We start from the raw sequence: 20,612 nt of genomic DNA on the forward strand, positions 1-20,612 counted from the left end.
GTTCACCGGTAGCTCACCTCCGCTCCGCGCAGGACCGGGCCGACCAGCAGCGAGCCCCAGCCGGGCACGTTCTGGGCGGGCTCGCCGATCGTGGGTGCCAGCACCGTCGAGACCATGTCCCGTTCGGCGGGCGAGTTCTGCACTCCGAGGCCGTCGGAGGCGGGGGCCGACTGCGGCGTGGTGCTCGCGGGAGCACCGCCGCTGGGCAGCAGGCCGTCGGTGCCGGTGCGGGACGCGGGCGGCGGCACCGAGCCGTCGTTGAGCGGCCCGTCCGGCGGGTACTGCGGGAACGGCTTGGGGCCGTTGACGAAGTCGTAGCAGCGCGGGCCGCGCTTGTCGCCGTACACCGGCTCGTCCTGGTTCGGGATGTACTTCCCGCGGTGCGGCACGATCTCCAGCGTGATGTGCAGGCCCGGTTCCTTCGTCCCGACACCGAAGGCCTGGTCGATCAGCGGCACGTAGTCGGCCATGCCCTTGAGGAAGCAGGGGAACGCCGGGGAGTACTTCGCGAGCACGTCGGCGGTGGGCCGGGCGGACTCGCCGAGCCGGATCAGGTCGTCGCCGTTCGCTTCGAGGAACCCGGTCGCGTCGTTCGACGTGGTCGTCAGCTGCGAGGTGAGCCCGCGCAGGTTCTCCTGCTGGTCCACCAGCGTCCGCGAGGTCTGCGACAGATCACCCAACGCCGCCAGCACATCCGGCGCCGCCTGCTCGTAGGTCTCCGCCACCCCCACCAACTGCCGCAGGTTCTCCTGCAACTGCGGCAACGACGGGTTCAACCCCGCCACGTACTCGTTCAACCGCGAGATCGTGTCCCCGATCGACTCACCACGACCGTCCAACGCCTGGCTCAACGAATTCAACGTCACCGCCAGATCATCCGGATGGATCGCCTCCAACACCGGCATCGTGTCCGCCAGCACCGTCTCCAACTCCACCGACGCCGCCGTCCGGTCCTGCGAGATCACATCACCCGAAGCCAACCGCACCGACGACGCCTGCTCCGGCACGTCCAACGACACGTACCGCTCCCCGAACAACGTCCGCGGCAACAACCGCGCCGACACGTTCGCGGGCAACAACCGCGCCTTGTCCGGCTCGAGCGCCAGGTGCAGCTCGGCACCGTCGTCGACGGGGCGCACCTCGGAGACCCGGCCGATGATCATGCCGCGGGCTTTGACGTCCGAGTCCGGCATCAGCTGGTTCCCGGTGGACGCCGCCTTCAGCACCACGTCCACAGTGGACTGGAAGGCCCGCTGGTAGGTGGCGATCGAGAACGCCAGGAACAGCACGATGACCATCAGCAGCGCCAGGCCGAGCAGCCTGCGCCGCACCGTGAACAGTGCCGTGCGAGTACTCATCCCGTGATCCGAACCGTCGTCGTGGTGCCCCAGATCGCGAGGCTGAGGAAGAAGTCGAGCAGCGCCGTCGTCACGATCGCCGTGCGCACCGCGCGCCCCACCGCGACACCGACGCCCGCCGGGCCGCCGCTGGCCCGGTAGCCGTAGTAGCAGTGCGTCATGATCACCACGACGCTGAAGATCAGCACCTTCCCGAAGGACCACAACACGTCCTCCGGTGGGAGGAACAGGTTGAAGTAGTGGTCGTAGGTGCCCGCCGACTGCCCGTACAGCTGCACCGTCACCGTCCGCGCCGCCAGGTACGAGGTCAGCAGGCCCAGCACGTACAGCGGCACCACCGCCACGAACCCGGCGATCACCCGCGTGGTCACCAGGTACGGCAGGCTCGGCACGCCCATGACCTCCAGCGCGTCGATCTCGTCGGAGATCCGCATCGCGCCGAGCTGCGCGGTGAACCCGGACCCGACCGTCGCCGACAGCGCCAGCCCGGCCACCAGCGGCGCGATCTCGCGGGTGTTGAAGTAGGCCGAGACGAACCCGGCGAACGCCGAGGTGCCCAGCTGGTTCAGCGCCGCGTAGCCCTGCAAGCCCACCACGGTCCCGGTGAACAGCGTCATGCCGATCATCACGCCGACCGTGCCGCCGATCACCGCGAGCGCCCCGCTGCCGAAGCTGACCTCGGTCAGCAGCCGCAGCGTCTCCTTCGCGTACCGGGTGATCGACTTCGGGATCCAGCCCAGCGTCCGCAGGTAGAACGACATCTGGTCGCCCAGATCGTCGAGCACCTCCAGCGGTCGCCGGGCCAGGCGCTTGGCGCGTTGCGTCATCGTCGTCATGACCGCTCACATCCCCTTGGGCGGCACGACCTGGAGGTAGATCGTGGTCAGGATGAAGTTCACCGCGAACAGCAGCAGGAAGGTGATCACCACGGCCTGGTTGACCGCATCGCCCACGCCCTTCGGCCCGGGCGGCGGGTTCAGCCCGCGGTAGGCGGCCACCACACCGGCCAGGAAGCCGAAGATCAGCGCCTTCAGCTCGCTGATCCACACGTCCGGCAGCTGCGCCAGCGCGTTGAAGCTCGCCATGTAGGCGCCGGGCGTCCCGCCCTGCATGATCACGTTGAAGAAGTAGCCGCCGAGCACGCCGACGACGCTCACCATGCCGTTGAGCAGCACCGCGACCAGGATCGCCGCCAGCACCCGCGGCACCACCAGGCGCTGCACCACGGAGACGCCGAGCACCTCCATGGCGTCGATCTCGTCGCGGATCTTCCGCGAACCGAGGTCGGCGCAGATCGCCGAACCACCGGCACCGGCGATCAGCAGCGCCGTCACGATCGGGCTCGCCTGCTGGATGATCGCCAGCACGCTCGCGCCGCCGGTGAACGACTGGGCACCGATCTGGCGGGTCAGCGAACCCAGCTGTAGCGCGATGACCGCGCCGAACGGGATCGCCACCAGCGCGGTGGGCAGGATGGTCACGCTGGCGATGAACCAGCACTGCTGGATGAACTCACGGAACTGGAACGGCCGGCTCGGGATGGACCGGACCACGTCCAGTCCCAGTGCGAACAATCGGCCTGTCTCGCGCAATGCTCCCGATCCCGGGAAGGATCGTGCGCTGCTCGCCCGCGATCGCGTGGGCGGTGCGCTCACTGCTCACCACCTTTGCGGCGTCCGAACCAGCGGCGGCGCGCGCTCACCGGTTCGTCATCGGGCTGGAATCCGGACTGCAGCGGCGGTTCTCCGCGCGGCCGGGGCCGCGGCGAGGGCCGGGACGCCCCGGGTCCGGGTTGGGCGGGCTTGCCCTGCGGGGCGGGCGCCGGGTTCTGCGGCGCGGCGTGCCTCGCCTGGTTCTGGGCGGCCTGGTTCTGCGCGGCCTGGTTCTGCGCGGCCTGGTTCTGCGCGGCCTGGTTCTGCGCGGCCTGGTTCTGCGCGGCCTGGTTCTGCGCGGCCTGGCTCTGGGCGGCCTGGTTCTGCCGGTCCGGGGTCGCCGGACGCTGCGGTGCCTGCTGCGCGGCCGCCGCGGGCTGCTGCGGGACCTGCGCCACGTCGCCCTGCGGCAGGGTGCCGCTGCGCGAGACCGCCGGCGCCGGGGAGCCTTCGCGGATCCCGTAGCGCTCCCGCTCCTGCGGGGTGAGGCTCTTGAAGATCTCCTGCTGCGCCGACGGGGTCAGCGAGCCCAGGTTCGCCATCACCCGGTCCTGCCTGCGCCGCACCGCGGTGCGCTCCGGCAGGCCGGGCGTCGCCTCCAGCTGCGGCATGATGTGCGGGACGCCCTGCTCCCCGCGCAGCTCGGCGAGCTCGGCGGCCGCCTGCCCGGCGTCCTTCTCCTCGCTCATCCCGATCGGGCCCTGCCTGCGGCCGTTGAGGAACTGCTCCACCACCGGTTCCGTCGAGGTCAGCAGGACTTCCCGCGGCCCGTACATCACCAGGTTGCGGCGGAACAGCATCCCGATGTTGTCCGGCACCGTGCGGGCCGTGTTGATGTCGTGCGTGACGATCAGGCAGGTCGCGTCGATCTGCGCGTTCAGGTCCACGATCAGCTGGTTCAGGTAGGCCGTCCGCACCGGGTCCAGACCCGAGTCCGGCTCGTCGAACAGCAGGATCTCCGGGTCCAGCACCAGTGCTCTGGCCAGTCCGGCGCGCTTGCGCATACCGCCGGAGATCTCGCCCGGGAGCTTGGTCTCGGCACCGAGCAGGCCGACCATCTCCATCTTCTCCATCACGACCTGGCGCACCTCGGACTCGTTCTTCCGGGTGTGCTCGCGCAGCGGGAAGGCGATGTTGTCGTAGAGGTTCATCGAGCCGAACAGCGCGCCGTCCTGGAACAGCACCCCGAACAGCTTCCGGATCTCGTAGAGATCCTTCTCCGCGCAGTCGCAGACGTCGACGCCGTCGATGAGCACCTTGCCCTGCTCCGGTTTGAGCAGGCCCACCAAGGACTTCAGGAAGACCGACTTGCCGGTGCCCGACGGCCCCAGCAGGACGCTGATCTCACCGGTCGGGAGGGTCAGCGTCACATCCCGCCAGATGGTCTGCGCGCCGAAGGACTTGGACAAGCCCTCGACCCTGACCTCGACACCCATCCGGCACCTCCGCGTTCCTTCGTTGGCCGCGTTACTCGCTGGCATCACTCCGCCAGGTGCAGTAGCGCACCCGAACGGGGAGCCTCGCATATGTGACTCGACTAACCGACGTCAGGAGCGTCACACCTATGCAACGAGCGAGACGCGCACAGGTTACTCACGAGTTCAGTTGGATTCCCAGAGCGCGACGCGAACTGTTCCGAACTGTCCGGATTCATCGTTTCGCAGACCGAAAAGATCAATGAAATGTGCACGGAACGCAAAAAGGCGGGCACCCGGGGTGGGTGCCCGCCTTCTCGTACCACTCGCGGAATGATCTTTTCCCGGTCGGCCGGGCGGATCTGGAGATCCAGTGCACGGATCTCCCGCGACGATCGTTATCCGATCGATTCGCGGACCGCCTCGGAGTCCTTCGTGGACCACTCCGCTTCGCGGCGGAAGTGCGTGCCGCCCGTGACACCGCGTGAGCGGTGCCCGGGCGGCGCGAGATCACTTCAGGGAGATCTTGGCGCCGGACTCCTCCAGCTTGGCCTTGGCCTCGTTGGCCTTCTCCTTGTCGACCTTCTCCAGGAGGGCCTTCGGGGCGCCCTCGACGAGCTCCTTGGCCTCCTTCAGGCCCAGACCGGAGACGACCTCGCGGACGACCTTGATGACCTGGATCTTCTTGTCGCCGGCGTCCTCGAGGACGACGTCGAACTCGTCCTGCTCCTCGGCCTCGGCGGCAGCGCCACCGGCGGCGGGGGCGGCCACGGCCGCGACCGGGGCGGCGGCGGTGACGTCGAAGGTCTCCTCGAACTGCTTGACGAACTCGGAGAGCTCCAGCAGCGTCATTTCCTTGAAGACGTCCAGCAGCTCGTCGTTGCTCAGCTTGGCCATGACGGCGTTCCTTTCAGATCTGCGTCCGCCTCGGCGAACGGGTGCGATGTGCGGGCGGAATCCCGGCGCGCGCGCAGCGTTCCGGGCCGGGACGGATCAGGAGTCCGACTCGGCGCCCTTCTTCTCCTGCAGCGCGGCGGCCAGGCGCGCGACCTGGGACGCCGGAGCGGCGAACAGGCCTGCGGTCTGGTTCAGCTTGCCCTTCAGCGCGCCGGCCAGCTTGGACAGCGTGACCTCGCGCGAGTCCAGGTCGGCGATCCGCTCGACCTCGGAAACCGAGATCGCGCGGCCGTCCATGTAGCCGCCCTTGATGACCAGGGCCTGGTTGTCCTTCGCGAAATCGCGGAGCGCCTTCGCCGCGTCCACCGGCTCGCCCTCGATGAAGGCGATCGCGGTGGGGCCCACGAACAGGTCGTCGAGGCCTTCGACCCCGGACTGCTCGGCGGCCCGCTTGACGAGCGTGTTCTTCGCGACCCGGTAGGTCGTGCCCTCGCCCAGGGCGGTGCGCAGCTGCCCCAGCTGCGCCATGGACAGCCCGCGGTACTCGGTCACCACGGTGGTGGTCGCGGTGTTGAACCGCGAAGCGATCTCTTCGACCGCGTCGACCTTCTCCGGCTTTGCCATGTCGCCTCCTCTCTTCGATCGACTCGGAATCCTGCGAAAGCGGATTCGTAGCCGGTTGACGATCCCGAGGAGACGAAAAACGCCCCGGCGCAGCAGGCACGGGGCGGAAACTCAGCACCGGCGCGCATGCGCGCTCGGGTGCGGCCACGTCCTCCTGCGCGGGCCGCCCGCATCGCAACGGGACCTTCGTTTCCGCACATCGCGAACGACACGCGGAAAGACCAGCGGTCTTGGGTGGAACTGCCATCAGAGTACTGCACCCCCGAGCCCGCCCGACCGGCACCCCCGCAGGTCGCGGGCGGGCGCGCCGAGCGCGGCGCGGGACGATCAGCACCCTTGCCCGGCACGGCAAGATGTCAGGCGTGGCCGACCCGAACGAGTCGCACCGCGACGACCGATCCCCCCGCCCCGACGCGACCCCCGACGTGGTGGACGCCGAACTCGTGCCGGAGCCGCCGCGCACCCCGCCGGTGAACGCGCCCGCCCCGGACGACGAGCAGACCCGGCAGTACGAGGAGTACCAGCGCTTCCGGGAGTTCCAGAAGTTCCAGGAATGGCAGCGGCAGCAGGACGGCACCGGCGCCCAGGGCGCGCCGCCACCGCAGCCCGCCGCGACCCAGCCCACCTCCCCGCAGCCGCCGCAGGGCAGGCCGTGGTGGAAGAAGGCGCTGGGACTGCTGTGGTCGCTACTCCGGCCGTTGCTCGGGCGGCTGCTGTTCCTGCTCATCACGGTGGTGCTCGTGGTGGCGCTGCTGTTCTGGCTGCTGTCCAAGCTGCTCGGCGGCGTCACCGGTGGTGGCGGAGGCGGCGGTGGCACCGGCGGCACTCCCCCGGGCGCCGCGCCCGTCACCCCGCCGTCGCCGCAACGGGTCGTCCGCGCCTTCTACGGCTACATCGCGCACCAGCCCGAGCAGGCCTGCGCGCTGTTCACCCCGGAGGGCGGGAGCGCCTTCGCCTACTACTCCCAGACCCCCGACTGCGCGGCCGCGGCGGCCAAGGCGCACGAGCAGGTCACCGAGCCGAGCTCGTTCAGCAGCCCGCGCTTCACCAACGACGTCATCGAGGAGAGCGATGCCAGCGCCGTCGTCGACTCGTGCGCGCTGAGCGTCTCCGGCGGCCCGCCGCTGGGGAAGTTCAGCATGTCCCGCCAGCCCAACGGCGGCTGGCAGATCGACAACTACCAGCCCGCGGCCTGCTCCTGAGAACGCGAAAGCGGGCCGCCCCCGGAAGGGGACGGCCCGCTCGCAGCGGAAGTCCGCGTCAGGCGGGAGCCTCGGTGAGGTTCCGGGTCACGCTCGGGTCCACCGGGATGCCGGGGCCCATCGTCGTCGTGAAGGTGATCTTCTTGACGTAGCGGCCCTTCGAGGTGGACGGCTTCGCACGCAGGATCTCGTCCAGCGCGGCCGCGTAGTTCTCCACCAGCTGCGTGGTGTCGAACGAGGCCTTGCCGATCACCAGGTGCAGGTTGGCCTGCTTGTCCACCCGGAAGCTGATCTTGCCGCCCTTGATCTCCGAGACGGCCTTCGTCACGTTCGGGGTGACGGTGCCGGTCTTCGGGTTCGGCATGAGGCCGCGCGGCCCGAGGACTCGCGCGATCTTGCCGACCTTCGCCATCTGGTCCGGGGTGGCGATCGCCGCGTCGAAGTCGAGCCAGCCGCCCTGGATGCGCTCGATGAGGTCTTCGGAGCCGACCGCGTCCGCGCCGGCGGCTTCGGCCTCAGCGGCCTTGTCCCCGGTGGCGAACACGATGACCCGGACGGTCTTGCCAGTGCCGTGCGGCAGGTTCACGGTCCCGCGGACCATCTGGTCGGCCTTGCGCGGGTCGACGCCCAGACGCAGGGCCACCTCGACGGTGGGGTCCATCTTGACCTTGGCGGTCTTCTTGGCCAGCTCGACGGCCTCCAGCGGCGCGTACAGCCGCGCGCGGTCGACCAGCTCGGCGGCCTGCTGATATGCCTTGCTGCGCTTAGTCATTCTCTGTCCTTAGAAGGTGGATCAGTCGTGGTCGCGTAGGGCTGCGCGAGCCCTCCCACACGTGCCGGTTCGTCAGCCTTCGACGGTCAGACCCATCGACCGGGCGGTGCCGGCGATGATCTTCGAGGCCTGGTCGAGGTCCTTGGCGTTGAGGTCGACCATCTTGGTCTGCGCGATCTCGCGGACCTGGTCCGCGGTGACCTTGCCGACCTTGGACTTGTGCGGCTCGCCGCTGCCCTTCTGCACACCCGCGGCCTTCAGCAGCAGCTTCGCCGCCGGCGGGGTCTTCAGGTTGAAGGTGAAGGAGCGGTCTTCGAACACGGAGATCTCGACCGGCACCACGTCGCCGCGCTGGCTCTCCGTGGCGGCGTTGTAGGCCTTGCAGAACTCCATGATGTTCACGCCGTGCTGGCCCAGCGCGGGGCCGACGGGCGGAGCCGGGTTCGCCTGGCCTGCCGAGATTTGCAGCTTGATGATCGCTGCGAGCTTCTTCTTCTTGGGCGGCATCTCTAGCTTCCTAGTGTCTTCGGTGTCCGTTCGCCCGACCCGAGGACGGGCCGGGCACGGGCGGGGACCACGACGGTGGCGTCGCCCGTTCCCGCGGCAGGTCCTGCCAGAGCCTGCCGCGGCCGCCGGAATCCCCTCGTCGGCCCGTCGCCGGGCTTCCGGGGAACCGGTCAGATCTTGGAAACCTGGTTGAACGACAGCTCGACCGGAGTCTCCCGGCCGAAGATCGACACCAGCACCTTGAGCTTCTGGTTGTCGGCGTTGACCTCGCTGATCGTCGCGGGCAGCGTGGCGAACGGACCGTCCATGACGGTGATCGACTCGCCGACCTCGAAGTCGACCTCGACCGAGGGCTTCGCGGACGCGGCGGGCTGGGCGGACTTCTTGCCCTGCTCCGGCTTCGCTTCCTTCTCCGCCTGCGGCGCGAGGAACTTCAGCACGTCGTTGATGCTCAGCGGCGAGGGCTGCGAGGTCGCACCGATGAACCCGGTGACGCCCGGGGTGTTGCGGACCGCGCTCCACGAGGCGTCGTTGAGCTCCATGCGAACCAGGATGTAGCCGGGCAGCACCTTGCGCTGCACCAGCTTGCGCTGGCCGTTCTTGATCTCGGTGACCTCTTCGGTGGGCACCTCGACCTGGAAGATGAAGTCCTCGACGTCCAGCGTCTGGGCGCGGGTCTCCAGGTTGGTCTTGACCTTGTTCTCGTAGCCGGCGTACGAGTGCACGACGTACCACTCGCCCGGAGCGCGGCGCAGCGCGGCGCGCAGCTCCTCGACCGGGTCGACCTCGGCCTCTTCTTCGGCTTCTTCAGCGTCGTCGGCTGCGGCGTCGGCTTCGTCGGCTGCGGCTTCGGCGTCGTCCTCGGTGGACGCCGCGGACTCGGCCGCTTCGTCGGTCACCGCGTCGTCCGCCGAGTTCTCCTCGTCGGCGCCGGTGGTCGAACCGGTGTCCTCGCCGGAGTCGGCGCCGCGAGCGGAGTCGACGTCGTCGGCCACCGCCGACACCTCGGCCTCGGCCGGCGCACCGGTCCGGCCGGTCAACTCCTGGTCCTCGTGGGAGGTCCCGTCTCCTGAGGTCACAGTGGCTCTCGCTTCCTCTCGTGCGTTATGCGCCGGGTCGATGGCGCGACAGCGGCCCGCTGTTCGCCGCGGGCCGTGGCGCTCAGCCGAACAACCAGAGCACGCCCTTGGCGAACAGCACGTCCAGGCCGGCGACGAACGCCACCAGAATGCTGACGAACACGAGCACCACCAGCGTGTAGGTGATCAGCGCCCGGCGTGTCGGCCAGATGACCTTGCGCAGCTCGGCGACCACCTCGCGCACGAAGCGCCACGCCTTGCGGAACGGCGAGACCCGGCCCTTCTTGCCGTCTCGCGACGGAGTCGGCCGGCCCTTCGACTCAGTTGTGCGGGTAGCACCGGATTCCGGCCCATCCGCACCGCCCTGCCGGGCGGAAGCGCGGGAGGCGCGACGCTCGCGTCGTGCGGCGGCGCTGGAGGGCTGAGCGGCATCATGCTGCTCGTCCGGCCCCTGCTCGCGGTCGTCGCTCACGCCTGCTTCCTCCGCTCACCGTGTGCATCGACGCAGGGGTGACAGGACTCGAACCTGCAACCTGCGGTTTTGGAGACCGCTGCTCTGCCAATTGAGCTACACCCCTTCGCGACCGTCGGCCGCGTCGGAACACACCATACGCCAGCCCCGAATCCGGCCGACGCCGAGTTCGGGTGCGGGTGTACCGGCATCCCAAGACGGGAAGTGTACGGGATCGCCCCGCAGCTCCCGCACAGGCGGTCCCATAACGGCGAACGCCGAGGCGGGGAGCGTGCCGGTCCGGTTCGCGCTCTGCGAAGATGTTCCCATGTCAGCACCAGTGGACCAGTCCGAGACAGGCACTTCGAAGCGGCGCGTGTCCGCCCGCGTCGGCGGCATCAGCGAGTCCGCGACGCTCGCGGTCGACTCGAAGGCGAAAGCGCTCAAGGCGGCCGGCCGGCCCGTCATCGGCTTCGGCGCAGGCGAGCCCGACTTCCCCACCCCGCAGCCCATCGTGGACGCCGCCGTCGCGGCCTGCGCCGACCCGCGCAACCACCGGTACAGCCCCGCCGCGGGCCTGCCGGAGCTGCGGGAGGCGATCGCGGCGAAGACCCTGCGCGACTCCGGGCTGACCGTCGACCCGAGCCAGGTCCTGGTCACCAACGGCGGCAAGCAAGCCGTCTACCAGGCGTTCGCCACGCTGCTCGACCCGGGCGACGAGGTGCTGCTGCCCGCGCCGTACTGGACGACCTACCCGGAGGCGATCGAGCTCGCCGGGGGCGTGCCGGTCGTGGTGCCCACCGACGACACCACCGGGTTCCTGGCGAGCGTCGAGCAGCTGGAGGCCGCGCGCACCTCGCGCACCAAGGTCCTGCTGTTCAACTCCCCGTCCAACCCGACCGGCGCGGTGTACCCGCCGGAGCAGGTCCGCGCCATCGGCGAGTGGGCCGTGCGCAACGGGGTCTGGGTCATCACCGACGAGATCTACGAGCACCTGGTCTACGGCGACGCCGAGCACGTCTCGATCGCCGCGCAGGTCCCGGAGCTCGCCGACACCTGCGTGATCCTCAACGGCGTCGCCAAGACCTACGCGATGACCGGCTGGCGGGTCGGCTGGATGATCGGGCCGAAGGATGTGATCAAGGCCGCCGCGAACCTGCAGTCGCACCTGTCGTCGAACGTGGCGAACGTGTCGCAGCGGGCCGCGCTGGCGGCGGTGACCGGGTCGCTGGACGCGGTCGCCGACATGCGCGCCGCGTTCGACCGGCGCCGCCGCACCATCGTCGAGATGCTCTCGGCGATCCCGGGCGTGACCTGCCCGGAGCCGGAGGGCGCGTTCTACGCGTACCCGTCGGTGCAGGAACTGCTGGGCAAGGAGATCCGCGGCGTGCGGCCGAAGACCAGCGCGGAGCTCGCCGAGCTCGTGCTGGAGCAGGCCGAGGTCGCCGTGGTGCCCGGTGAGGCCTTCGGCACCCCCGGCTACTTCCGGCTCTCCTACGCGCTCGGCGACGAGGACCTCGTGGCCGGTGTGCAGCGCGTCGCCGATCTGCTCGGCGAGGCGAAGTGAACTAGGCCGTTCCCGGGGCGGTCACCCGACCGCCCCGGTGGGCCGAGCTCCGCGCGGGGCCCGCCACGAGGGCTGAGCCGCCCCCAGGGCCCCGCGTGGGCCAAGATCCTCCCAAGACCACCGGGCCGCGCTCGCAGCACCGCCCGGAGCCGATCAGCCGCTATTCCGGCAACCGCACGACGGCGTTGGCGCCGCCGAGGACCGACTGGTCGTCGCTGCGGGCCGTGATGAGCACCTTCGCGGTGCCGTCCTCGTTCACCGCGGACACCTTGCCGCTCAGCTCCACCCGCGCCCCGACCCCGTCGTCCGGGACCACCACGGGCCGGGTGAACCGCACCGAGCAGTCCACGATGGCCGCCGGATCGCCGGTCCACTCGGACACCAGCCGACCGGCCAGCGCCATCGTGAACATGCCGTGCGCGATCACGTCGGGCAGCCCGACCTCGGTGGCGAACCGCTCGTTCCAGTGGATCCGGTTGAAGTCCCCGGACGCCCCCGCGTACCGCACCAGGTCCTCGCGGGTCACCGCGACGCTCAGCGCGGGCAGCTCGTCGCCCTTGGACAGCTCGGACAGCCGCACCGTCATGCCTGCTCCCCCTGTTCTGCCGTGCCGCGCGCCACTAGCGTGGAGATCGCGGTGCACACCGGCTCGCCGTCCGCGGTGGCGATCTCGGCGCGCACCGTGAGGAAGTCGTTGCCCGCGCGGGCCTTGATGTCGTCCACGACCACCGAGGTGCGCAGCACGTCCCCGGCCCGGATCGGGCGGTGGTGGGTGAAGCGCTGGTTGCCGTGCACGACCTTGCTGTAGTCCAGCCCGAGCGCCGAGTCGGCCACCACCGCGTCGTGCGCGCGCATCGAGAGGATCACCGCGAACGTCGGCGGGGCGATCACGTCCGGATGCCCGGCGGCCTGCGCGGCCGCCGCGTCGCGGTGCAGCGGGGAGGAGTCCTTGATCGCGTCGGCGAACTCGCGGATCTTCTCCCGGCCGACCTCGTAGGGCTCCGTGGGCGGGTATTCACGTCCGATGAATGACTGGTCTAGCGGCACCAGCGCAGGCTACCGACCGCGCCGGCGGACATCGGCACCAGACGCGAAGAACCCGCCGCGGCCAGCAGGCCGGGCGGGTTCTCCGAGTCCGTCGGGAGCGCTGTGGTCAGCGAGTCTCCTTGTGGGTGCGGTGCGTACCGCAGTGGGAGCAGAACTTCTTCATCGCCAAGCGGTCCGGGTCGTTGCGCCGGTTCTTGTTGGTGATGTAGTTGCGGTTCTTGCACTCCTCGCAGGCCAAGGTGATCTTGGGGCGAACGTCGGTGGCTGCCACGGAGGTGCCCTTCCTCTCTCGTACTGCGTCCTAGGAGGCTCGCTCGACAGGCGTGGGCGAACCGAAGTGGTAGCGGTGGCCGGACTTGAACCGACGACACAGCGATTATGAGCCGCTTGCTCTACCGACTGAGCTACACCGCCGAGGACAACCTGACAGGTTCTTCACCGAGGTTACCTCATGCAAAACAGCCGCAGCACCCAGATACCCGAGCACCGCGACTGTTTTCCGAGCCCCAATACGGAATCGAACCGTAGACCTTCTCCTTACCATGGAGACGCTCTGCCGACTGAGCTATTGGGGCATGTCCTTGCGGAGCGATTAGAACTTTACACACCCGCCGAACCGGCCTTGCGACGGGGGTCCCCTTTCGAGGTATTCCCAGCTCAGCGACCACTTCTTCGCCGCAGGAGCCGGAATCCGCGCGCTGCGGACGATCAGTGCACGAGTGTGAGCACCGTCTCGGACTTGGCGCCGCGGGCCTTCACGGTCCGCGCCTGCAGCCAGGCCTCCAGCCGGTCCTCCGGCAGCGGCCGCGAGATCAGGTAGCCCTGCGCGATGTCGCAGCGCATCCCGACGAGCTGGTCCCGGGCCGCGTCGTCTTCCACGCCCTCGGCGACCACGACCAGGTCCAGCGAGTGCCCGAGCTCCACGATGGTGCGCACCACGGCCATGTCGCTGAGGTCGGTGCCCATGCCGAGCACGAAGCTCTTGTCGATCTTCACCTCGTCGACGGGCAGCGTCCGCAGGTACGCCAGCGAGGAGTACCCGGTACCGAAGTCGTCCACGGCCAGCACCACGCCGAGCGCGTGCAGCCGCCGCAGCACCGGCATGGAGCGCTCCGGTTCCTCCATCACCGAGGACTCGGTGAGCTCGAAGGTGAGCAGCTCCGGCGGCACGTCGTGGCGGCGCAGCGCCTCCGCGACCCGGTCCGGGAAGGACTCGTCGTTGAGGTTGCGCACCGACAGGTTCACCGCGACCGACATCCGCAGATCCCGGTCCATCCACTCCCGCACCTTGATCAGCGCGCGCTCCATCACGAAGGACGTCAGCGCGTCGACCAGGCCGGTGGCTTCGACGACGGGCACGAACTCGTCCGGGTCGAGCCGGCCGTACTCGGGGTGCCACCAGCGCACCAGCGCTTCGGCGCCGACGACCTGCCTGCCGGGCAGCGCGACCTTCGGCTGGTAGTGCACTTCGACCTGGCCGGTGTCCAGCGCCTGCCGGAACTGGGTGACCAGCTGGAAGCGGCGCAGGAACACCTGGCCCATCGCCGGGGCGTAGCCCCGGACCACGTCCTTGGCGTTGCGCGCGGCGCGCACCGCCACGTCGGCGTGCTGCAGCAGCGTGTCGATGTCGTTCTCGGCGTCCGCGTCGGCCGGGGCGGACGAGGAGTACCCGGCGACACCGCCCGCCTCCACGACGAGCCGGTCCAGCGGGTAGGACTCGCCGATCACCTCGCAGAGCCGGGTGCCGACCTCGTGGGCCTGCTCCTCGGTGTGGTCGATGAGCAGTACCGAGAACGAGTTGGCCTCCAGCCGGGCCAGCGGTACTTCCGGGCCGAGCTCGCCGAGCATCCGCTGCCCGGCGGCGACGACGATCCGGTCGCCCCACGTGTAGCCGAGGGCTTCGCTGACCGTGGTCAGCAGGTCCAGGTCCACCCGCACCACCACCGCGGTCCGCCCGGCGCGCAGCTCCTCCGCCGCCATCTCGCGGAAGCCCGCGCGGTTCAGCAGGCCGGTGAGCAGGTCGTGGTAGGCGTCGTGCCGCAGCCGCGCCAGCAGCCGCCGGTTGTCCATGGCGGTGGCCAGGTGGCTGGCGAGGGTGTGCAGCAGCCGCACGTCGGCGCGACCGAAGCCACGCCACCGGCTGACCCGGTCGTGCGCCTCCACCGCGCCGAGCAGCTGGTTCGCCCCGCGCAGCGGCACTACCAGCGATTCGTAGGCGCCGCGCATCCGCAGCGCGCGGCGCACCTCGTCGGGTGCTTCGAGGGTGCGGAAGGACCGGACGTGACTGCCCGGGAGCTGCAGCAGCGGGTCGTCGCGCAACGCCTGCGGCCCGGCGATCCGGGCGGCTTCGGGGAGCGGTTCACCTGCGACGAGGGTGCTCACCTCGCCGCGCGGGTCCAGCCGCAGGCGCAGCACCACGCGGGTGGCGTTGAGCTGTTCCCGGATGCGTTCGGCGACCGGTTCCCACTCGGTGACCGAGGTGGTGTTGTCCTCCGGCTCGGAGGGGTTGCGCACCGCGGCCTGGCCGGACCGGGCGACGCTGAGGCTCACGTCGCTGAGCGCCTCCAGGTCGCGCTGCTCCCGCAGCAGGCCGGAGTACGCGCGGTAGAGACCGATGACGGCGACCGCGACGAGCGCCACCAGCAGCCAGCCCCAGCGGGTGCTCTTCGCCACCTCGTAGCCGATCAGCCCGACGGAGGTGTTGAGCAGCCCGACGGCGAGGGTGCGCACGGACAACCTCCCGGCGGCGCTGACCCGCATCGCACCGCCGAGCACGTGCAGCGCGGCGAGCGCGAAGGCGCAGCTGATCAGCGGGGAGGTCAGGGTGCCGACGACCGGGCCGAACCAGTCCGGGGCGGTCTGCGGCAGGGCGCGCTGCACGGCGGTGGCGATCGCGAACGGCACCGCGATCTCCAAGCAGAGCACGCCCGCGTTGTAGACGACGTGCGTGGCGGCGCGCCGCCCGACCTGGGCGCCGAGCCCGGCGAGCAGGTTGGCCGCGAGCACCACTTCGAACGGCGCGGTCAGCAGGCCGAGGATCAGCGGGATCTCGGTGAAGGAGATGGTCCAGCCGACGCGCTTCACGTCCACGTCGATGGTGAGCTGTTCCGCGACGAGGAAGCCGATGGCCAGCAGCGGCCCGATGTAGAGCAGGCTGGCGTCGTAGCGGAACTCCAGCGCGGAGGACGTCAGACCGGACACGAGCAGCCCGACCAGGAGCGTGACCGCGGAGAACGCGGTGAACACCCGCCGACGCGCCGGATCGACCTCGGCCCGCACCGGCGGACGCGGGGTGTCCAGCGTCGCCTCCGGATCGAGGGTGTGGTGACTCTCGATCATCCACCCTCCTCCTGCCCGGCGACACGAATGTCGCACCGGATTGCCGAGCCGATCGTGACTCACGACGGGCACGGTTGGCCAGGGGCCAGCGGCCCGCCGAACGCCGTCAAGATCCATTTTCGAGCCGTCCGGCGCGCGGTGCGCGCACGGACCACCTGCGCAGACATCGAACTGACCAGCGACTTCGGCCGGTACCATCCTGGCGGTTCCAGCGCCCCCGTGTCCCGGTGACCCGGCCAGGAGCAATGTGAAAAAGGCCGCAGCAACCGATCAGTGACCATGCGGAGAGTATCCGCGAAACACGGATAGTGACCGCAGTTCCGTCAATCGGAGCAACGGTCAGGCCAAGCCCAGTTCGTCTACGTAATCACGGACCGCTCGATCGAGATCAGCCAGCCCCGATTCTTCGGTCGGCAGGTGCCCGGCGCCGTTGAGTTCGGCGAACCTCCCCCGCGAGCCGAGGCGGTCGTAGAACTCCCGGGACAGCCGCGGCGGGGTCCAGCGGTCCTCGGCGGGGTGCGCCAGCAGCAGCGGCGGCCCCGCGTAGTCCTCCGGCTCCACCGCGGGCGCGGCGGCGAGGTAGCTGCGCAGGAAGCCCAGCGACATCCAGTTCCCGCCGGCGAGCGGGTCGGCCCAGATCGCGTGCGCGAACTGGGCGTGGTTGGACATCGCGGCGATGTTCACCAGCCACCGCACCGGAGCCCAAGCCGGCGGCAGCGGCACCGGCACCGAGCCGGGCAGCAGCCCGAGCAACCCGGACCACCGGCCCATTTCGGGCGTGGTCGCGAGCATGCGGCGCACCTCCTCCCGCCGCGGGTCCGCGAGCCCGGTCACCAGGACTCCGGCGACCGAGCCATCGGCTCCCGCACGTGCGGCCACGTCGTAGGCCAGCCGCCCAGCGGAGCCGACCCCCATCAGGACGATGGGCCGCTGGTCCGTTCGCCGCTCCGCCGCGATCAGGTCGGTGACGCACCGCAGCCAGCCGGCGTAGGTGGCGTTGCGCAACCCGCTGGAGGTCAGGCCGAAGCCCGGCAGGTCGGGCGCGAGGAATTCCAGCTCGGCGAGCGCGGGCAGCCTGCCGTAGGGCGTGAGCATCCGCCCGTAGCCGCCGATCCCGTGCAGCGCGATGACCTTCGCCGGTGCGTGCGGCCGCGGAATCCGGTCCAGGTGCACGCGTCTGCCGCGCCAGGCCCACCACTCCTCGACCGGCATGCCCGGGGCCGGCGCCTCGGGCCGCACCGCCGCGTTCGGCAGCGCCTCGGTCGGCAGGCCCCGGCCGGTCAGGAGTCGGCTCGCCGAGCCGCGCGGTCCCCCGTCGGGCTGGTCCAGGCTGAGCCCGCTGGGGAAGTACTCCTGGTAGCGGAGCCAGTGCCGGTGCTCCGCGTAGCTGGGACCGACGACGGTGTCGGATCCTGGTTCGGAAACTGCTCGCACACCACGAAAATACGGAGTGGGCATCGCGATGCGCATCGGCCACGAGCAGGCTCGCTACTGGTTCCAGGAGGCCCGGGTGGCTCGGCTGGCGACCGCCGACCCGGCGGGCCGGCCGCACCTGGTCCCGATCACGTTCGCGGTCGACGGCGACTCGCTGGTGACCGCCGTCGACCACAAGCCGAAGTCGACGACCGCCCTGCGACGCCTGCGCAACATCGAGCGGAATCCGCAGGTCACCCTGCTCGTGGACCACTACGCCGAGGACTGGGAGCAGTTGTGGTGGGCGCGTGCCGACGGGCTCGCCGAGCTCGCCGCGGCCGAGCAGCACCCGCAGCTGGTGGCGGCGCTCACGGTGAAGTACGAGCAGTACCGGCAGCGGCCACCGCAGCTGACGTTGATCGTCGTGCGGGTGTCGCGGTGGAGCGGCTGGCGCGCCGCTGGTGATCACTCTCACGGCTGAACCCTCCTTCCGTCGGCTCCTCGTACCGCCGGATCGGGCGGCGGGGTCCCGGTGGACTTCGCGTGCGGGGGTCGGCGACCGGTTACCGGCTCGTGCGCCGGGCGCGGGCGGTGGACCACCGAGCGGTCCGGCGCAGGGCCGGTCGAGAACCGGGTGGTCTGGAACTGGGTGGTCCGGGACCAGGCTGGGCAGGGATTGGTGGTCGGAAACCGGGGTGGGCAGGGTCGGGTGATCAGGGGCTGGACGGCCAGGCACCGGGCGATCAGGTACCGGCCGATCGCCGTTTCGGGCCTGGCCGGTCAGGCCCGGACGCCCGGCGCCGGGTGGTCGCCGCCGGGCGCTCGACCACCGCGGATCACCCGGCGGCCCCCAGCAGGTAGAACGTCCGCCCCTGGTTGTCGGTGCAGGTCGCGAGCCGCCCGTAGGGCATGTCCGCCGGCTCGCCCGCGTTCCCGCCCTGCTCCCGGACCTTGGCGAGCGTGGCGTCCAGGTCGTCCGCCCGGAAGCAGAGGGTCACTTCGCCGGTGTCGCTGCCGTGCATCCCCGCCATCGGCCGCACGTCCTCGATCTGCCAGCCGTCCTCGACGTTGCCGGGGCCGAACCGCCAGCCGAGGACGGCGCCGTAGAACTCCTTCGCGAGCGCGGTGTCCGGCGTGGCGATGGTGATGTAGTCGATGTCCCCATGCCGCGGTGGCCGCGACGCCGCGGGGTCGGCGCTCGCCCCGGCCCGGCCGGGCGGGGTCATGATCATCCACCGGTGGCCGAACGGGTCGTCGAACCGGCCGGAGCGGCCGTAGGGGTGCTCCTCGACGTCGCCCACCGCGGTCGCGCCGTGCTCCCGCGCGCGCTGCACGACGGCGTCCACGTCCGGGACCTCGACGTGCAGGGTCGTGCTGGCGCCGCCGCGGTGCACCGGCGCGAGCATGTCGATCTCGGGGAACTCGTCGGCCAGGAACAGCGGGCTGCCGCCGACGTCGAGCTCCACGTGCCCGAGCCTGCCGTCGGTCATCGCGTACGGCTCGGCGCGCAGTCGGGCGCCGAGCACCGCGCCGTACCAGTCGATCGCCCGCTGCGCGTCCGACACGGCGAGGTACGGCGTCAGCGTCATGGCCACCCGGTCGGACAGGTCCGCCCGCTGCTCGCGCGCGGCACCGGGACGGGTGGATTCGGTGTCGGTCATGGTCACTCCTCGGTCATCGAGCAGCGCGCGCTCCAGCCGCTCCCGCAGTCGCCTGGCGAACTGCGGGGACGGCTCGGCGGGCACGATCGGCTCGCGAAGAACGTCGAACGGATCGGTCATCGCCGTCGCCCTCCTCCGGTGCCCGGTGCGTCGCTGGTTGCTTCGTACTCGCGGCGGAACGCCGCTCTGGCCCGGACCAGCAGCGCCTCGGTGGCGTGCACGGTCCGGTCCAGGTGCTCGGCGACCTCGGGCACGGGCAGCCCGTCGAGGTAGCGCAGCGTCAACGCCGCGCGGTGGTGCTCGCCCAACCTCGCCAGCACCTCCCGTGCCCACAACGCGTCCAACCGGACGTCCCACAGGTCCGCTTCGTCCCGTGGTTCCTGCTGTTCCAGCCGTTCCAGCCCGCGCCGTTCCCGGCCGATCGCGCGCCAGTGGTCGGCGAGCTTGTGCCGGGCGATGCCGACCAGCCACGCCACCGTCGGCGGGCTGCCCGACCGTTCCCGGGCGGCCTGCACCGCCGCGAGGAACGTGTCCGCGGTCAAGTCCTCGCTCAACGCGTGATCCCCGGAACGACCGAGCAGATAGCCGTACACCTGCGGCAGCGCCTCGTCGTACATCTCGAGCAACGCCGCCGCCGGGTCCGGTTGCACCTGCGGTCGCTTCACATCCCCATAGTCGTTCGGGAGCGCGGAGCTCCGACGCCCTCGACCACCCTCCGTTCGGGTGATGCGAGGTCGGCACCGCGCACGAGGGGCTCGACGGCGGCCTCTAACCTGCGGTGCGTGTCCGAAGAGCTGGTCCCCTCCCCCGAGCTGTCCCGCCTCGCGGCGGCGCTGGACGTCCTCGACGAGCACGCCGAGCTCAACCACCGCTACCGGCGGCTGATCACCGATTCCCGGAGCGCGCTGAGCGCCCCGCTGCTCCGCACCACCCAGGCGCGGGGCATCGGCAAGAAGCTCCTGGTGCTGGTGAAGGCGGCCGGACCCGACTTCCCCGACACCCTCGCCGCGGCGGACCACGCCGCCCTGCAGGAGGGCTTGGCGCAGGCGGACGAACTCGTCTTCCGCACGTGATCGCGCCCCGGGCGCTCGTGCGAGTTCGACGTCCTCGATGCCGGCGAGCGGCCTGAGCAGACCGATCGCGTCCGGATCGATCGCCCCCTCCCGGGCGGCGTGAGCCCGGTCCCGGTCGGCGAGCGCCGCCCTGCCCGGGGTCACCACGTCCAGAGCACCGAAGTCATGCGGAAAGCCTCGACCGCGGGTGCGATCAGGACAGCTTCGGTGAACTGGGCCGCGCGCTACCCGGCAGCACGCCGCGGATGCTCACCGGGCAGCTGCGCGAGCTGGAGACCGACGGCCTGGTGGTGCGCACCTCCACCACCAGGTGCCACCCAAGGTGGAGTACTCCGCCAGCGAGGTCGGCGAAAGCCTGCGCACCCTCACCGACCAGCTCGAACGGTGGGGCCGCGACTACCGGGAGTGGGACCGCGTCCGGCGCGGGGGCCCGCGCATGACCAGTCCGGCTCAGACCCCCGGCGCGCCGGGGGAAGTGCCGCAAGACGAACTCGACCACCACGCGTGATCGAGTCCCGAGCTGGGCACCCTCCGGCGGAGACCGACGGGAGGAGC

The 20,612-nt window shown here is 70.6% G+C and carries 20 protein-coding genes, 3 tRNA genes and 2 pseudogenes; 5 read left to right on the forward strand and 20 right to left on the reverse strand.

The genetic code is table 11. From position 1 onward, the window contains the following. Positions 1-2: 2 nt before the first annotated feature. The 6 genes and pseudogenes from AC29IT_RS04840 to rplJ all read right to left on the reverse strand — a co-directional run bounded on the left by AC29IT_RS04840 (position 3) and on the right by rplJ (position 5,946). Entirely contained in the window at positions 3-1,358 is a 1,356-nt protein-coding gene (locus tag AC29IT_RS04840; protein WP_358432537.1) for an MCE family protein, read from the reverse strand. After that, positions 1,355-2,194, reverse strand: a complete 840-nt coding sequence (locus AC29IT_RS04845) for an MlaE family ABC transporter permease (protein WP_358432535.1) — start codon at positions 2,192-2,194, stop codon at positions 1,355-1,357. The genes AC29IT_RS04840 and AC29IT_RS04845 overlap by 4 nt, the downstream gene beginning before the upstream one ends. 6 nt (positions 2,195-2,200) lie before the next feature. Then, positions 2,201-3,013, reverse strand: coding sequence for an MlaE family ABC transporter permease (locus AC29IT_RS04850; protein WP_225043659.1), 813 nt, complete (start codon positions 3,011-3,013; stop codon positions 2,201-2,203). Positions 3,014-3,324: 311 nt separating this feature from the next. Then, positions 3,325-4,446 (reverse strand): annotated as a pseudogene (locus AC29IT_RS04855) (ABC transporter ATP-binding protein); the annotation flags it as partial. A 489-nt stretch (positions 4,447-4,935) separates the two neighbouring features. Then, entirely contained in the window at positions 4,936-5,322 is a 387-nt protein-coding gene (gene rplL / locus AC29IT_RS04860; RefSeq protein ID WP_266087469.1) for a 50S ribosomal protein L7/L12, read from the reverse strand. A 96-nt stretch (positions 5,323-5,418) separates the two neighbouring features. Next, on the reverse strand, positions 5,419-5,946 hold the full coding sequence (gene rplJ / locus AC29IT_RS04865; protein WP_224956899.1) for a 50S ribosomal protein L10: 528 nt from the start codon (positions 5,944-5,946) through the stop codon (positions 5,419-5,421). A 362-nt stretch (positions 5,947-6,308) separates the two neighbouring features. Here rplJ and AC29IT_RS04870 point away from each other — a divergent pair, with 362 nt between their 5' ends. Continuing rightward, entirely contained in the window at positions 6,309-7,148 is an 840-nt protein-coding gene (locus tag AC29IT_RS04870) for a hypothetical protein (RefSeq protein ID WP_488217990.1), read from the forward strand. A gap of 58 nt (positions 7,149-7,206) precedes the next feature. Here AC29IT_RS04870 and rplA read toward each other — a convergent pair whose 3' ends face one another. From rplA to AC29IT_RS04895, 5 genes are all read right to left on the reverse strand, one after another. Continuing rightward, a complete protein-coding gene (gene rplA, locus AC29IT_RS04875) occupies positions 7,207-7,920 on the reverse strand; it encodes a 50S ribosomal protein L1 (RefSeq protein ID WP_358432528.1) in 714 nt (237 codons plus the stop codon). Between the two features lie 72 nt (positions 7,921-7,992). Further along, positions 7,993-8,427, reverse strand: coding sequence for a 50S ribosomal protein L11 (gene rplK, locus AC29IT_RS04880; RefSeq protein ID WP_358432526.1), 435 nt, complete (start codon positions 8,425-8,427; stop codon positions 7,993-7,995). A gap of 170 nt (positions 8,428-8,597) precedes the next feature. Then, positions 8,598-9,467 (reverse strand): transcription termination/antitermination protein NusG, encoded by an 870-nt coding sequence (gene nusG, locus AC29IT_RS04885; RefSeq protein ID WP_488218244.1) that lies wholly within the window; start codon positions 9,465-9,467, stop codon positions 8,598-8,600. 121 nt (positions 9,468-9,588) lie between these two features. Then, on the reverse strand, positions 9,589-9,978 hold the full coding sequence (gene secE, locus AC29IT_RS04890) for a preprotein translocase subunit SecE (protein WP_358432522.1): 390 nt from the start codon (positions 9,976-9,978) through the stop codon (positions 9,589-9,591). A 33-nt stretch (positions 9,979-10,011) separates the two neighbouring features. Then, positions 10,012-10,084, reverse strand: a tRNA-Trp gene (locus tag AC29IT_RS04895). A 201-nt stretch (positions 10,085-10,285) separates the two neighbouring features. On the opposite strand from AC29IT_RS04895, the gene AC29IT_RS04900 reads away from it, so the two are divergent. Next, positions 10,286-11,524 (forward strand): pyridoxal phosphate-dependent aminotransferase, encoded by a 1,239-nt coding sequence (locus AC29IT_RS04900; RefSeq protein WP_358432520.1) that lies wholly within the window; start codon positions 10,286-10,288, stop codon positions 11,522-11,524. Between the two features lie 160 nt (positions 11,525-11,684). Here AC29IT_RS04900 and AC29IT_RS04905 read toward each other — a convergent pair whose 3' ends face one another. The 7 genes from AC29IT_RS04905 to AC29IT_RS04935 form a co-directional block, all read right to left on the reverse strand. Then, positions 11,685-12,110, reverse strand: coding sequence for a MaoC/PaaZ C-terminal domain-containing protein (locus AC29IT_RS04905; RefSeq protein ID WP_358432518.1), 426 nt, complete (start codon positions 12,108-12,110; stop codon positions 11,685-11,687). Then, a complete protein-coding gene (locus AC29IT_RS04910; protein WP_224956908.1) occupies positions 12,107-12,571 on the reverse strand; it encodes a MaoC family dehydratase N-terminal domain-containing protein in 465 nt (154 codons plus the stop codon). Before AC29IT_RS04910 ends, AC29IT_RS04905 begins: the two co-directional genes overlap by 4 nt. A gap of 106 nt (positions 12,572-12,677) precedes the next feature. Next, a complete protein-coding gene (gene rpmG / locus AC29IT_RS04915) occupies positions 12,678-12,842 on the reverse strand; it encodes a 50S ribosomal protein L33 (RefSeq protein WP_358432516.1) in 165 nt (54 codons plus the stop codon). A gap of 67 nt (positions 12,843-12,909) precedes the next feature. Beyond that, positions 12,910-12,985, reverse strand: a tRNA-Met gene (locus tag AC29IT_RS04920). Between the two features lie 88 nt (positions 12,986-13,073). Next, positions 13,074-13,146 (reverse strand) — tRNA-Thr (locus AC29IT_RS04925). Positions 13,147-13,279: 133 nt separating this feature from the next. Next, on the reverse strand, positions 13,280-15,910 hold the full coding sequence (locus AC29IT_RS04930; RefSeq protein WP_358432514.1) for a putative bifunctional diguanylate cyclase/phosphodiesterase: 2,631 nt from the start codon (positions 15,908-15,910) through the stop codon (positions 13,280-13,282). Between the two features lie 339 nt (positions 15,911-16,249). Beyond that, positions 16,250-17,344 carry an alpha/beta hydrolase gene (locus AC29IT_RS04935; RefSeq protein WP_488217991.1) on the reverse strand — a complete coding sequence of 365 codons (1,095 nt, stop codon included), beginning with the start codon at positions 17,342-17,344 and terminating at the stop codon, positions 16,250-16,252. 28 nt (positions 17,345-17,372) lie between these two features. Here AC29IT_RS04935 and AC29IT_RS04940 point away from each other — a divergent pair, with 28 nt between their 5' ends. Then, entirely contained in the window at positions 17,373-17,804 is a 432-nt protein-coding gene (locus AC29IT_RS04940; RefSeq protein WP_488218245.1) for a TIGR03668 family PPOX class F420-dependent oxidoreductase, read from the forward strand. A gap of 355 nt (positions 17,805-18,159) precedes the next feature. Here AC29IT_RS04940 and AC29IT_RS04945 read toward each other — a convergent pair whose 3' ends face one another. Next, positions 18,160-19,104 carry a VOC family protein gene (locus AC29IT_RS04945; RefSeq protein ID WP_488217992.1) on the reverse strand — a complete coding sequence of 315 codons (945 nt, stop codon included), beginning with the start codon at positions 19,102-19,104 and terminating at the stop codon, positions 18,160-18,162. After that, the gene (locus AC29IT_RS04950) at positions 19,101-19,649 is read right to left on the reverse strand and encodes an RNA polymerase sigma factor (protein WP_488217993.1); all 549 of its coding nucleotides are present in this window, start codon (positions 19,647-19,649) and stop codon (positions 19,101-19,103) included. The genes AC29IT_RS04945 and AC29IT_RS04950 overlap by 4 nt, the downstream gene beginning before the upstream one ends. A gap of 117 nt (positions 19,650-19,766) precedes the next feature. On the opposite strand from AC29IT_RS04950, the gene AC29IT_RS04955 reads away from it, so the two are divergent. Together AC29IT_RS04955 and AC29IT_RS04960 are read left to right on the forward strand one after the other, a co-directional pair. Then, positions 19,767-20,057 (forward strand): hypothetical protein, encoded by a 291-nt coding sequence (locus tag AC29IT_RS04955; protein WP_488217994.1) that lies wholly within the window; start codon positions 19,767-19,769, stop codon positions 20,055-20,057. 245 nt (positions 20,058-20,302) lie between these two features. Further along, a pseudogene (locus AC29IT_RS04960) lies at positions 20,303-20,565 on the forward strand (winged helix-turn-helix transcriptional regulator). Positions 20,566-20,612 lie beyond the last annotated feature (47 nt).

Source organism: Saccharopolyspora sp. MMCC62, from assembly GCF_057736575.1.